Annotated in this window: 10 protein-coding genes; 4 read left to right on the top strand and 6 right to left on the bottom strand. The window is 65.4% G+C overall.

What is annotated here, in order from left to right; all coding sequences use genetic code 11:
- Positions 1 to 2: 2 nt before the first annotated feature.
- Positions 3 to 3,311 (top strand): DEAD/DEAH box helicase, encoded by a 3,309-nt coding sequence (locus P2L57_RS22705; protein ID WP_275817434.1) that lies wholly within the window; start codon positions 3 to 5, stop codon positions 3,309 to 3,311.
- A 67-nt stretch (positions 3,312 to 3,378) separates the two neighbouring features.
- Here P2L57_RS22705 and P2L57_RS22700 read toward each other — a convergent pair whose 3' ends face one another.
- Both P2L57_RS22700 and P2L57_RS22695 read right to left on the bottom strand, forming a co-directional pair.
- Entirely contained in the window at positions 3,379 to 4,647 is a 1,269-nt protein-coding gene (locus tag P2L57_RS22700) for an MFS transporter (protein ID WP_275817432.1), read from the bottom strand.
- Positions 4,631 to 5,161 carry a helix-turn-helix domain-containing protein gene (locus P2L57_RS22695; RefSeq protein WP_275817430.1) on the bottom strand — a complete coding sequence of 177 codons (531 nt, stop codon included), beginning with the start codon at positions 5,159 to 5,161 and terminating at the stop codon, positions 4,631 to 4,633. Before P2L57_RS22695 ends, P2L57_RS22700 begins: the two co-directional genes overlap by 17 nt.
- Positions 5,162 to 5,695: 534 nt before the next feature.
- Here P2L57_RS22695 and P2L57_RS22690 point away from each other — a divergent pair.
- The 3 genes from P2L57_RS22690 (at position 5,696) to P2L57_RS40815 (ending at position 8,191) form a co-directional block, all read left to right on the top strand.
- Positions 5,696 to 7,036: a radical SAM/SPASM domain-containing protein gene (locus P2L57_RS22690; RefSeq protein WP_275817428.1), complete on the top strand. Its 1,341-nt coding sequence runs from the start codon at positions 5,696 to 5,698 to the stop codon at positions 7,034 to 7,036.
- Positions 7,033 to 7,779 carry a class I SAM-dependent DNA methyltransferase gene (locus P2L57_RS22685; protein WP_275817426.1) on the top strand — a complete coding sequence of 249 codons (747 nt, stop codon included), beginning with the start codon at positions 7,033 to 7,035 and terminating at the stop codon, positions 7,777 to 7,779. Before P2L57_RS22690 ends, P2L57_RS22685 begins: the two co-directional genes overlap by 4 nt.
- Before the next feature lie 151 nt (positions 7,780 to 7,930).
- Positions 7,931 to 8,191 carry a DUF6225 family protein gene (locus tag P2L57_RS40815; protein WP_372515862.1) on the top strand — a complete coding sequence of 87 codons (261 nt, stop codon included), beginning with the start codon at positions 7,931 to 7,933 and terminating at the stop codon, positions 8,189 to 8,191.
- Between the two features lie 201 nt (positions 8,192 to 8,392).
- Here the strand turns inward: P2L57_RS40815 and haaN are convergent, their stop codons facing one another.
- The 4 genes from haaN to haaT all read right to left on the bottom strand — a co-directional run bounded on the left by haaN (position 8,393) and on the right by haaT (position 13,227).
- Positions 8,393 to 8,866: a cyclophane-containing RiPP N-acetyltransferase HaaN gene (haaN, locus tag P2L57_RS22680; protein ID WP_275817424.1), complete on the bottom strand. Its 474-nt coding sequence runs from the start codon at positions 8,864 to 8,866 to the stop codon at positions 8,393 to 8,395.
- Positions 8,867 to 8,941: 75 nt separating this feature from the next.
- Positions 8,942 to 10,102, bottom strand: a complete 1,161-nt coding sequence (locus tag P2L57_RS22675) for an FxsB family cyclophane-forming radical SAM/SPASM peptide maturase (RefSeq protein ID WP_275817422.1) — start codon at positions 10,100 to 10,102, stop codon at positions 8,942 to 8,944.
- Between the two features lie 13 nt (positions 10,103 to 10,115).
- Complete coding sequence (haaA, locus tag P2L57_RS22670) at positions 10,116 to 10,316, bottom strand: HaaA family cyclophane-containing RiPP peptide (protein ID WP_275817420.1); 201 nt, start codon at positions 10,314 to 10,316, stop codon at positions 10,116 to 10,118.
- Between the two features lie 130 nt (positions 10,317 to 10,446).
- Positions 10,447 to 13,227 (bottom strand): cyclophane-containing RiPP biosynthesis TPR protein HaaT, encoded by a 2,781-nt coding sequence (haaT, locus tag P2L57_RS22665; RefSeq protein WP_275817418.1) that lies wholly within the window; start codon positions 13,225 to 13,227, stop codon positions 10,447 to 10,449.
- Positions 13,228 to 13,237: the final 10 nt, after the last annotated feature.

Below are 13,237 nucleotides of genomic sequence, written 5' to 3'. Positions count from 1 at the left end.
GGTTGGCCGAGCACGACGATGCTTTGTTTCCCGGTGCCTCCGCCAAGCCAGCGGCACCGGCGCAGGATGGTCTCTTCGACCACGACCCTGCCACGGCCGAGGACGCGTTCCGCAGCGTGAAGCTGAAGGCGATGTACTCGCCCGACGATGCACCGTTCGAGACGTTCTACGAGCCGCTGCTCTCACGCGCGGTTGCCTACGACCGCGCGGTCGGGTACTGGTCAGGTGCCGAGTTGCAGTTCGCCGCGCAGGGCACGGCGTACTTCATCGCCGGTGGCGGCGTGATGAGACTTATCGTCGGCGCCCAGCTCGGCAAGAAGGACGTCGACGCGGTGCTCTCCGGTACTCCACTCGACGATGTGGTCGCCGAACGTCTGCTGGCTGACCCTGGCCTGGAGGGCACGAAGATCGTGCAGAGCGAGCACCTCAGCGTGCTGGCCTGGATGGTCGCCAACGACCGGCTCCACATCCGGGTCGGCATCCCGGTCGACAAACACGGCCACCTGCTCACCCACCAGGAGTCGGGCCGCTACTTCCACACCAAGTACGGCATCTTCACGGACCGCTACGGCCATAGGGTCGCGTTCAGCGGGTCCAACAACGCCTCGGTCACCGCATGGGTGAAGAACCATGAGACCTTCGACGCCTACCGCTCCTGGCGTACCGAGTCCTGGGAGGACTATGGCGAGCCCAAGGAGCGAGCCTTCGAACGGCACTGGCGTGCCAACCCTGACGAGGGGTGGGCGATCATCGACCTGCCCACCGCCGTCCGGGAACACCTGATAGAGCACGCTCCCGCCGCTCCGCCGCTCCCCTTCGACACGCTCGTGCCGCAACCGAGGCGCGAGGAGGCCGATCACGAGGCACCGTCTGTCGATGCGGCCATCGATATCCAGGCAGCCTGGGATGAGCTGGTCGCTCTCCGGGATGCGCCAAAGGCGTCCGCGTGGACTGGCGTGGGTACAGCGTGGGTTCAGCCGCTGCCGCACCAGGCGGAGCTGATCCACCGGGTGGTGTCGACGTACCCGCGCGGCTATCTCTTCGCCGACGAGGTCGGTCTCGGCAAGACTGTCGAAGCAGGCATGGTGATACGTGAGCTCTTTACCTCCGGCCGGGCGAAGAAGGCGCTGTTGTTGGTGCCTGCTTCGGTGATGAAGCAGTGGCAGGAAGAGCTCCACGAGAAGATGAACCTCGATGTCGCCCGGTACGACAAGGGCGGCTTCATGGACCGGTTCGACCAGCCCATCGCGACAAATCCGAAGGCGAACCCGTGGTCGGCCTTCCCGATTGTTCTCGCATCCTCCCATCTCGCTCGCCGCCGCAGTCGCCGTACCCAGATTCTTGACGCTGGACCGTGGGATGTCGTCCTCGTCGATGAGGCCCATCACGCTCGCCGTCGCGGCTCCAAGGCGACCGACACTCCCAACTCCCTGCTCGCGCTGCTCCAGGAGATGAAGAGGCGCGACCTGTGGCGTGCGCTCTACCTCGCTTCGGCGACCCCGATGCAGATGCACGCCCATGAGGCCTGGGATCTCATCGAGCTCCTCGGGTTGCCGGGCAAGTGGGGTGAGCAGGCGTTCTTCTTCACGCAATACTTCACCTACCTCGGCGATCAGCCTGAGAAGCGCGGCTGGAAACTCATCTGCGACATGCTGGAGGACTATTTCTCCGACCCGCTCGCCGAACACGACTACGAGCTGGAGCAACAGGTCAACGACGCACTCGGATGGGCCGACGCGTTGACGGTGACCGGGATGGCTGACAATCCCCCCTCGCCTGACCTCAGGGCACAGTTCCCCAATGCCATCTCCGAGTGGATGGATAAGTGGGCTCGGCGCCACACCCCGATACGCGATCGGGTCTTCCGTAACACCCGCAAGACCATGCGGGCCTACCAGGCGGCTGGCATCATCCCGGCTTCTATCGTCATCCCGTATCGGCACGTCACCGATGAGTTCATCCCCCTGGCGCCGAACGAGCGCAAGCTGTATGACCGCATCGAGGAATACATCCGACGCCACTACAACGCCTACAAGTCTGACAAGGCCACCAAGGCCCTCGGTTTCATCATGACCGTCTACCGGCGCCGACTGACCTCCTCCTTCGAAGCGATCAAGCAGTCCCTGCAACGCCGCCTCGAGGTACTTGAGCAGGGCAAGAGCCTCGCTGATCTCCTCACCGACGACGACGGCGTCGACTTGGAGAACTCCCTCTTCGACCCCGAGGCCTTCGACGTCCGCGCCGACCGCCTCAAGAAGGAGATCGGCGAGCTCCGCTCCTTCCTCAACGACCTCGGCGATATTACCGGCGAGGACACCAAGGCCAAGAAGCTCGTCGAGGACCTGGCCGAGTCCTTCAAAACGTACGACTCCGCAGTGGTCTTCACTCAGTATGCCGACACCATGGACTACGTCCGCGTGCGCCTCTTGGCCGCCGGCTACTACAGACTTGGCTGCTACTCCGGCCGCGGCGGAGAGATGTACGATCCCGTGGCAGGGAAGTGGAACCCGGTCACCAAGGCCGAGATCAAGACCCGATTCCGCAACGGCGAAATCGAGATCTTGGTCGGCACCGACTCGATGAGCGAGGGCCTCAACCTGCAGACGTCGGGCCGCCTCATCAACTACGACATGCCTTGGAACCTGATGCGTGTCGAGCAGCGCATCGGCCGTATCGACCGCATCGGCGCTGCCTACGAGCGCCTCCAGATCAGCAACTATTTCTACGAAGACACCGTCGAGGAGCAGGTCTACAAGGGCATCAAGGAGGACTACGATGACTTCACCAACATCCTCGGCGGCGCCGCCCCCGTCCTCGGCACCGTCGAGAAGGTCATCGAAGACCTCGTCCTCGCCGCAAACCTCAGCGACGAAGTCATCGCCAGCGAGATCGCCGGCATCCGAACCCAAATCGACGACATCAACAACCAGCCTGTCAACACCGGCGACCTCGGCACTTCCGACGACGACCTCACCATCCAGACCCCGCCCGACCTGGTCGGAGGTGTCACTCCGTCAGGCCTTGCCATCAAGCTCACGAACAACCTCCTCTCAGGCCGCTGCTTATCCCCAGACGATGCGCGCCCCGGTATCTACCACCTTGTCCTTCCACGTGACCACGCCCGCGTGTCCTTCGGACGTTCCGACGGCGTGTCGTCAGTCGAGTGCTACTTGGGTCAGCTGTCCACGGCCTCAGTCCCCGTGACATTCGACCGCGACATCTGGGACACCAGCAGCGATAGCGACCTCGTCTTCCTGACCTACGGGTCGCCCGAGTTGGGCTCCCTCCTACCCGCCGAACCCGGTGAGTGACTGAGGAGAGTTGCACGCCCACGCCCAAATGTAGCGGCGCGTATCCGTCGCTACGGGCCGGGGATTGTCACCAGGCGGAGGGCGGAGTCGCGCGTGAGGGGGCGGACGTGTCGCCTCGGCTGATCGATGACGTGGGCTGCGCGGTGTGGTAGGCGACTGTTCCTTTGGCAAGCAGCGGAAGTAGGGCACATGTTGCTGTCACCGGGGCTAGGGCGAGGAGAGTGCCTTGTTGGCCGAGGACGTTGGTCGCCGTACCAGCGAGGAGGTAGCCGAGCGGCATACAGCCGAGCCCGACCGAGGTGTCAACTGCAGCCACGCGCCCGAGAAGGTGGGCGGGAACCTGCTCTTGGACCGCGGTGGTCCACAAGACCCCGAAAGCGGAGTATCCCGCACCGCACACCGCCATCGCGGACAGGGCGCACGGGAGCGGTGCCGAGGTCCCGAGAGTGAGCATCGCGACCGCGGTGGTCGCCAATCCGGCTTGGCCCACGACTCCCCGGTGTGTCCTTCTGACCCGGGTGGACAAGGACGTACCCAGGATGGAACCAGCACCGAACGCGGCCAGGAGCATGGAGTAGGGCAAGGTGGAGGTGGCGTGGCTTTTGGCCAGCCAGGGCAGCAGCAGAAGGAGGGGGCCGAGGCCGAACAGGATATGGCTGGCGGAACCGGCGACCGTTGCAGCCAGCCATGGACGGGACCGCATTTCAGTCAGCCCTGCCAAGACCTCCGCGCAAGTGATCCTTCCCGTGTGGTCGGACGGCGCTGCTGGCAAGCGGCGGGTCAGGACGGCGAGGGTGGCGATACTCGCGGTGAAGGTGAACGCATCGACACCGAGGGCGGTTTGTGGTCGCCAAGCCGCCACGATGCCGCCTGCGGTCACGGGGCCCGCTACCTGTGCCGTTCTTTGGGCGATCGAAGTCCATGCGTTGGCCGATCGCAAAGCCGCAGGCGGGGCGACCAGGGGGATCAGGGCCATGTAGGCGGGCAGGAAAACTGCTTCGCCCACCCCGGTGGCGAACGTCAGAGCCGCGATGGCGGCCACCGGCATGACGGACCCTGCCAGCGCTAAGACGGCCAGCACCGCGGCGCGGGCGATGTCGGCGGCGAGCATGGCGCGCCCTGGTGTGATGCGGTCGGCGAGGACACCTCCAAGGGCGGCTGTGGCAGTTGTGCCGATGGCACGTGCCGCCATGATCACCGCGAGAGCGGTCGGCGAAGCGCCACGCTGGAGGACCAGTGTCGCGATGGCGACGGCGTACAGGCAGTCACCCAGGGAGCTGAAGGCCTGGCCGCCCCATAACAGGGCGAACGGCTTGTGCCTAAGCGCCGACGTCATCAGATGCTTCAGGTTTGAGCTGGAAGAAGACGGTGGTGGCGCTCACTGGCAATGTGCCCGGCGTGCCAGCTGGGCGTTTGCCGTCGACGAGCGCGCGAGTGGCTCCGGCCAGTGCGGTGCGAGCCTGGTTGATGGCTTCTTCGGTTGCCCACAGTTCGGTGTCGGATACCAACGACGGCGCGTCTGTGTCGGCGGAGGCGGCGCGGCGGCGGATTTCGGTGGCGACGGCTTCCAGGAACAGCGCGAGGTCATCGCCGGCGAACACCAAGGGGCGTTCCTGGGCGGAAGCCAGCTCGTAGACCTTCTCGGTGGCGCCCCGGTTGCTGCGGGTGTGCTGTACCACGACGAGCCCGGCGTCGAGGAGCTTTCGCAGGTGGTAGCTGGCGAGTGCTTGGGTGATGCCGATCGCGCGGGCCGCTTCGGCTGCGGACAGGGTCTGTGTGCCGAGCAGGTTGAGCAGGCGCAGCCGCAACGGGTCGGAGAGTGCCCTGAGCGTGGTGCGGTCGGTGGCCACAACTGTCCTCCAAGCATGCGCTTGGAGGCAATGATGGAGCACAACGGAGCTAGGCCGCAATGGCCCACGCCACAATAGGTGATCTTGCCGGAGTTACAACTCCCAAGCGGCGCCGCTGCGTTCGTCGGTGCACCCTCGTCAAGTGCCGGCCTCTGAAGCCTCGTCGGGCCTGGGTGGAAGGGTGTTAGCGCAGGTGAGGGATTGGCAGGGAATCAAATCCCTTGCAGATCTGGATAGTTAGACCTCCAAGTGATCGCTTAAAACTTCCAAGCGACTACTTGACACCCTTGCTTGAGTGACCCATACCATCGGTTCTCGGGTCGAGGCTTCGAGCACAACCTGCCTCGTACCTAAGCCACTACACATATGCGAAAGGAGGTCGAACCATGTCGACGCTGACTACTACCACGACCAAGCAGGCTGAGGCTGACGTGATCGTCAACGGCTCCTGCTGAGGCTCGCACCTAGTTGAAGAGTGCACGGCCGCCCGCTCCTAACAGGCGGCCGTGCACCGCACCGAAGGAGGGCCGCGCGTTGAGCGAGCGAGTGAGCAAGTACGCGATCCTCAGTGACCAGGTTTACCACGGTATCGAAGGCCCGGTAAGGCTGTTGTACCAGACCACCACAGCCACACTTCACGCCTTACCCGCTGCAGTCGGCAACGCCTTAGCGGACCACGCTCCCGACCGGCTGACCGAAACAGAGCGCGCCTACCTCGTCGACGCGGGTGTCCTCACCACTACCAGTGAGGACATTCCTGCAAGGCAACAGGCAGCGAGCAGCGCGAAGACGTTACGGAAGTTCACGCTGCTGCCGACCTCGTACTGCAACATGGGCTGCGCCTACTGCGGTCAGGAGCACACCAAAGGAATCCTCGCACCGCACCACCGCGGCGCCATAGCCGCCAGGATCGATGCCGCCATGGCCGACCCCGGCGTATGCGAGGTGCTGGTGAACTGGTTCGGGGCCGAACCCATGATGGGCTTCGCCGTCATCCGCGCCCTGTCAACGGCGTTCGCCGCCTCGGCCGAGCGACACGGCAAACACTACTCGGCACGCATGGTCACCAACGGATCCCTGCTCACCATAAGGAAATTGAGGACGCTGCACAGTCATTGCCGCGTCCAGCACTGTGAGATCACGATCGATGGACCTGCGCCCGTGCATGACGCGCACCGACCGCTGAAGGGTGGCGGTGGCTCATACGACAAGATCGTGGAAACGATCGCCAGGGCGTTAGGTGACGGGAGCCTGGGCGGCTTGTCGTTCAGCATCCGCACAAACATCGACGCCAACAACTGCGACTACCTGGACGGGTTCTTCGAAGACCTCGCCCACCGTGGCCTGGCCCACCCCAGAGTACGGTTCAGCCTCAAACCCATCCACCCATGGGGCAACGACATCTCCCAGCTCCAGGTCAGCAGGCAGCACTACGCCGAGCTGGAGACCATGCTGCTGGAACGGCTCCTGGACTTGGGGTTGAACATCGAACTGCTCCCCACGGCTCCAGCCGGACCTGTGTGCTCGGCGGTCACCAGATCCGCCGAAGTGATCTCCAGCGACGGACAGGTGTTCTCCTGCACGGAGCAGCCGCTGGTACCGAAGGAGGTCGCGTCGGCGGTCGGGCACCTCACCGAGTTGCCCATCCTCAACTTACGTCCCGCCGGGGCGTTCGATGACTGGCACAACCGCGTCAGCCGCGGTGACGTGCCGTGCTCCGGTTGCGTCTTCCTGCCGGTGTGTGGTGGAGCGTGCCCCAAGGCATGGGTGGACGGAAACGTGCCGTGTCCCAGCTACAAGCTCAACCATCAGGCCCGGATGCGCCTGTCCGCGCAGATCAACGGGCTGACCGAGATAACCGGGAGTGTCCTTTGAGCGTTTACGACCAGATGGGCCGGGCATGGGCGGACGTCTACGACCAGACCTACCCGGCTCTACCCCCGGACGACCCCATGTTGGGCTTCCTTGTGCGGGTGTTGCCCAAGGACGGTGAAATCTTAGAGGTCGGGGTCGGGACCGGGCGTGTAGCTTTTCCCCTAGCTGATGCGGGGTACCGCATTGCCGGCCTCGACGCCAGCAAAGAGATGCTGGATATCCTCGCATCCAAGGACACCAGAAGTAAAATCACTGGAAAACATCTGGCCTCGATGACGGACTTCGACCTGGGCGTCAAGAGGTTCACCGGTATCTTCTCCGTCTTCAACACCATCAACTTCGTTCTCAGCGAAGAAGAACAAATAGCTACGTTCGACCGCTGTGCCCGCCACCTAGAACCCGACGGGGTACTGGTGGTGGAGGTGGTAAATCCCGCTCAAGCCACCCTCGGCTACTCATTCGGTCGCTCCTGGCAGCCCCAGGAACTCAACGACGAGGAGGTGACCGTCATCGCCGGTCGCCATGACGCTACTGGCCAGGTCATCCGACTCAAGCACCTCTTGTTGACCGGTAGCGGCACGCGGATCCTCCCCGCCGACTTGCGCTACCTATGGCCCGCCGAACTGCGCCACATCATCCGCTACGTAGGGCTCGAAATGACCGGCATGTGGGGGGACTGGGACCAAAGTCCCTTGACGGACAGGTCGCCGAGACTGGTACTGGTAGCGCATAAGTCGGCCTGAGTAGTTCTTTCAGGCTGCTTGACGGCCCGCTGGTTGGTTACCTACACCAGCGGGCCGTTTGGCGTGCCAACTAGCAGGCAGCTCAGCGGCGTTCAGGAAACGTTTATCTGCCTGTGCTGGGATCATGTCCTGACGGGGGCATGCCGATAAAATGATGGAGGGTCTTGTGACCGCGTCGGATGACCGCGTTTGTGAATGGACCGTAGGGACCCTGCGCACGTACTTACAATCGCTGGGCCTGCCCGATGACGCTCCTGTAAGCATCGTGGTCCCCGCCAATCCGGGAGACTTCTCCTCTTACGAAACACACGGCCTTGCCGACGCCTCGATAGACGGGGCCCTGCCCGGAGCATCGGACCGCACTCGAGCCGGGCTGGTGCTCTTCGCCGACCGGCAGCAGTGCAGTTCCTGATCTGTCCGGGGTCGATGCGATTCAGGGATGGCTTGCAGGAGTGCTGACTGATTCATCGCTTGATGGGACCTATGCAGAAGTCGCAGACTCGCGATCAGCGATCATGCCCGGGACATAGGGATGCACAAACCCGCTGATCAGACACGCTGCGCCAGTAAAGACACCCCTCAGGCTGCTCAGGCAGTTCCTGCTACTCAGTCCTCACACTGTATTGGTGTCGATGCGATAGACGACCTTTCCGTCGAACTCGGCGAATCCGAGCGACTGGTAGAAGGACCGTGCGTCTGGGTTGTCGTGGTCTGTCATCCACTCGACACGGCTGCAGCCGGGGCGTGCGGCGGCGAGGGCGCGGAGTTCGTTCATGAGTTGGGCGCCGATGCCTTGTCGGCGGAGGGTGTCGCGGACGTAGAGCTCTTTGAGGAAGAGGGAGTGGGAGGAGCCTGCTGCTGGCCAGAGGAAGGAGTAGGCGGCGAGGCCGACGAGGTCGCCGGCGTCGTCTTCGACTAGGAGGGCGGATGCGAGCGGCGGTGATCCGAAGAGGGCTTCCTCCACTTGGGACCGGCGTTCTTCGAGCGGCTGGATTTCGGTCGCCCCGTAGAACCGTTCGATCTCCTCGATCAGTTCGGCCACGGCGAGGATGTCCCGCTTGTCGGCGGGGCGGATCGTCACGGTCATCGGCGTCTCCTGTTGTTCTTCAGTCGCTGCACTCGCTTGGTCCAACGCGTGATCCCCTGTGGGGGTGCGGCGTGGCTAAGGGGAGGGGGCGGTTGGTGCGTGTGGGTCCCAGCCCTGCTGCTGTAGGGAGTTGTGGACGTGGCGTATGAGGTGCTCGAGGTCTGCGCAGTAGACGGATGGATTCCGGTAGCCGCGGGTGGCGCTGAAGCGATGCGGGAGGTAGCCGCCGCCGCACACGTCCACCAGCGGGCAGCTCTGGCATTTGTCGGCCAGCGCGGTAATGCCGTATTCCCGGTGCTGAAGCTTCGGATGGCGAAGAGCACCGTCGAAGGTGTGGTGGGCGAGGTTGAGCCCTAGCCAGGAGGCACCTTCCTCGACGGATCGCAGGGTGTCCACGCCTTCGATCGTGCCGTCGGACTCGATTACGACGCTGGTCGGCGGGGCGAGGCCGAGGGTTTCCACTGAGCCGTGTACGCCGGAGGTGAGCGCGACGATGTCTTCCAGCATCCGGACGCTGTGCCGGTGGTCGGGCCGGGCGAGCCAGGCGTCGTAGACACGGCTCATCCACAGCCCGTATTCGGGCACGGTCGGGTCGTTGCGGTGGGGCGGCTGGTCGTGCGTTCCGTGCGGGAGGTTGAAGTCGATTACTGGGGGATCGAACGATGCCAGGTAGTCGTGGACCTCCACCGGGTCGTTGGCCAGGTCCACGACGGCGAGCAGTCCGGCGAACAGGTGCGGTCGGGACCGCAGGAGTTCGATGCCGCGTACGGCCGAGGCGGCGCTCGATCGCGAGGCATGAGTCAGCCGATGCCGGTCGTTCGCGGCTGGCGGCCCGTCGAGGCTGACGCCCACGGCCACCTCATACTGCTCGAAGAGATTCAGCCACACCGTCGTGAGGAGCGTCCCGTTGGTCTGGAGCTCGAAGCGGACCGCCGTATCCGCCGGTATCCCATCCCGGACAACGCTGAGCACGTCGGCCATGTGACGAGGACCGGCGAGCAGCGGTTCGCCACCGTGCAGCACGACATGCACCGTACGCAGCCCGTGAGCCGTGACGTGCTCACCAATCCGTCGACCCGCAACTCGGGCCACGTCCAGGCTCATCCGGGCGGGAAGGTGCCGCCAGGCTTGGTCCGTGGAGTTGAAGACGTAGCAGTAGTCGCAGTCGATGTTGCAGCGGTTCGCGACCTTGAGGATGAACGTCTGAAAGGGTGCGGTGGCTTCCCGGGGTGTCATCGAGCGGTAGCGCTCACAGTGGCCAGGGCCAGATGATCGAGGCTGCGTGGGAGCCGTCGCCGACGCGGTTCGTCGCGGCCTGCTCGGCCGCTAGCCGCTGCCGGATACGGGCGGCGACACGGTCCAAGACCGCCGTGCCTTGTGCCGCCTGCGCGGGCTCGGGGCCGACGGGAGCCGAGGCGTGTGGCGCGGGAGCAGACGTGGGTGACGGCATTCAGCGCTCCTCGTGATGGGCACACCGTGGCAGACCGGCACAGTGCGACGGCGGTGGAGACGACAGATGAGCTGGCAACGTAACAGCCGTACCGCTCGCGGCGGCATACCGAAACCGGTCACATGCCTGGCTATCCGGGCTGCGATGTCAGCAGTCGCTCGATGTCGTCAGCCGCCGGGTCCGCGCCCAACTTCCTGTATATGGCCAGTGCTTGACGCAGCGAGCCTGCGGCCTGAACGGGCCTGTCGACCGCCCAGTCGCAGCGGCCGATGCCTTCCAGTGCCCGTGCTTCCTCCAGCGGGCAGCGGATGTCACGGGCCACAGTCAGCGCTCGCTCGAAGCGTTCGCGGGCGGCGGCCTGGTCACCGCAGGTGCGCAGCAGCGATCCCCAGTGGTTCAACACCTCAGCTTCGCCGCACCGGTCACCCAGCTCGCTCAGGATCTCCAGGCTGCGTTGGAACGCCTCCACAGCGCCGTCTCGGTTCCCGATGTTCCCGAGAGCCGCTCCAAGCTCGCTCAGCGAGGCGGCCTCGCCCCCGCGACTGCCCAGATCGCGATAGGCGTCCAGGGCTTCTTCCAGCAGCCGGATCGCCTCCGTGGCGTTCCCAGAAACGCGCTCCAGTACCCCGAGGTGACGGATGCTGTTCGCGCGCCCGAACCGGTCGCCGAACTCGGTGAAGAGCTCCAGCGCCTGGGCGTGAGCGTCCCGGGCACCGGCGAGATCACCGCTCAGCCGACACACCACGCCCAACTCGTTGAGGGCGTAGGCCTGGTGGTGCCGGTCGTCGAGCTCTCGGTAGATGTCGAGCGCTTCGCGGTGTTGTCGGGCGGCTCGTTCGTACTCGCCCATGAGGCAGTGCACGACGCCAAGGTCCCGCAGTGAGTTGGCCTCCCCATAGCGGTCGTTCAGCTCACGGTAGATCAACAGGGCTTCGCTTTGCGCCTCCACGGCCGCGTCGAACTGGCTCGTCTGCCGGCGCACCATGCCCAGGTCCGCGAGCGCGTTGGCTTGGCCGAGCCGGTCGCCGAGCTCCCGGTAGAGGGCGAGAGCCTCGCTCTGGGCTCGGGCCGCGGCTTCGTTGTCCGCGGTCAGGTACCAGACAATGCCCGCCTGGTTCAGGGCATCCGCCTTTCCGCGCCGGTCGCCGACCGTCTCGTATTGCCGCACTGCCTCGTTTAGGGCTTCGGTCGCTTCGGGGTAGGCGGCCATGCAGCGTCGTACGACTCCGAGTTCGGCCAGCGCGCCGGCGAGGGCCCGCCGGTCGCCGGTGTGCCGAGCGGCCTCGGCTGCCGTCCGGTGCAGGCCCACGGCCTGGTCCCAGGGGCCGGCCTGCCGCAGGAAGGGAGCCATGGCCGCGGCCAGGCGGATCACCAGGTCATGCAGGGCGAGGCTGTTCGCCCGCCGGATGCAGGCCAAAATGTTGGGCCGCTCGTTCTCCAGCCAACTCAGAGCCGCAGGACGCGTCTGCATGGGCGGGGGCTCCACCCGGAAGGCGATGTCCAGCGCGGACGCTGCGACCGCGTCGCCGCGGACGATGTGGGTGTTCGCGGCGGCGAGCGCAGCCAGATAGTAGGTGCACACACGCTGGACAGCCTGAACGTGGTCCATGCTGGCTCCCTCGTCGGCGAAACCGCGGGCGTAGTCGCGTAAGAGATCATGAAGCCGGTAGCGGCTCCCTGGGTGTTCGTCGATCAGATGGGCGTCGTAGAGCGCGTCGAGGTGGCTACGGGCCGCTGCCACCGAAACCAAGCCGAGCGCGGCCCCGACGTACGCGTCGAGGTCCGTACCAGGGTAGAAGCCGAGAGACTGGAAGAAACGTTGACGCTCTGGCGTGAGATCCCGAAAGGACAGATCGAACGTCGCGGTAACCGCGCGCTCCCCGGCGCGCAGTTCCCCCAGCCGGTCCCGGGCCGCCACCAGCCGCTCCCGTAGGTCCTCGGCACTCCAGGACGGATGGTGCCGCAGTCGTGCCGCGAGCAGCGACACCCCCAGCGGCAGGTATCCGCACAGCCGCACCAACTCTTCCAGCACGCCCCGGTCGAGGGTGTCGGCAGACCGCCCGCTGAGCCGTACGAACAGGTTGACCGCGTCGTCCGGCGGCAGCGCATCCACCGGCAGGACTACCTCCTCGTGCGCCGCAAGACGCTTACGACTGGTCACCAGCACCAGACAGCCACCACTACCTGGAAGCAGGGGCTCCAGCTGCCGGTAGCTGGCCGCGTTGTCGAGGATGAGCAGCGCCTTCTTGTCCGCGAGCCGGCTCCGCCATATGGCGGCCCGCGCCTCCGTGACCGCGTCCACGTCATCGCCGACCGGGATCTGCTGCGTCGGCACACCGGCAGCCGCCAGCAGCGAGGCCAGCGCTTCGACAGCCTGCACCGGGCTCCGCCCCGGCGTGTGCCCGTTGAGGTTCACAAAGAGCTGACCATCTGGAAACCGCTCCGAGAGCACATGCCCGGCGTGGACCGCGAAGCTGGTCTTCCCAACCCCTGCCATCCCGTCGATCACATGAACGGGCAGCGCCTCGCCCCTCTCCTGCGACGCCCGCACCGACACCTCCAGCCGCTCCAGCTCGGCGGACCGATCAGTGAACGCCGCAGAGTCGCGCGGCAGCGACCGCAGCACCAGCGCGGCACCCGGCGGGCCCGCGTCATCTTTCGGCCGAGGCGGCGGCTCAGCACTCAGCGTGGGCCCGCGGCTCTCGGACAGCGCGGCGAGCAACGCGGTTAACCCGACTGTCGCCACGCCCAGCATGACGAACGAGAGCCAAGGGTGCCGCTGTATCCATCCCAGCCATCCGGGCCAACGCGACTGGCTGGACACCGCGTTCGTGACGAGCCCCACGAGCATTGTCGTCAGCGCGCCACCACCGGCGACGACGGCGATAGTGATGCCCTGGCGGAGCCTCATGCGCGCGCCT

It is taken from the genome of Streptantibioticus ferralitis (assembly GCF_029223525.1).
GTDB lineage: Bacteria > Actinomycetota > Actinomycetes > Streptomycetales > Streptomycetaceae > Streptantibioticus_A > Streptantibioticus_A ferralitis.
The sequence above is the reverse complement of the archived record's forward strand: the minus strand, read 5'-3'. Positions and strand labels throughout refer to the sequence as shown.

Coding starts and splice junctions, on each gene's coding strand:
- haaN (WP_275817424.1), bottom strand. CDS start 8,866: ATGACCGTGACGATCCGCCCCGCCGACAAGCGGGACATCCTCGCCGTG.
- P2L57_RS22700 (WP_275817432.1), bottom strand. CDS start 4,647: ATGACGTCGGCGCTTAGGCACAAGCCGTTCGCCCTGTTATGGGGCGGC.
- haaT (WP_275817418.1), bottom strand. CDS start 13,227: ATGAGGCTCCGCCAGGGCATCACTATCGCCGTCGTCGCCGGTGGTGGC.
- haaA (WP_275817420.1), bottom strand. CDS start 10,316: ATGCCGTCACCCACGTCTGCTCCCGCGCCACACGCCTCGGCTCCCGTC.
- P2L57_RS40815 (WP_372515862.1), top strand. CDS start 7,931: ATGATGGAGGGTCTTGTGACCGCGTCGGATGACCGCGTTTGTGAATGG.
- P2L57_RS22675 (WP_275817422.1), bottom strand. CDS start 10,102: ATGACACCCCGGGAAGCCACCGCACCCTTTCAGACGTTCATCCTCAAG.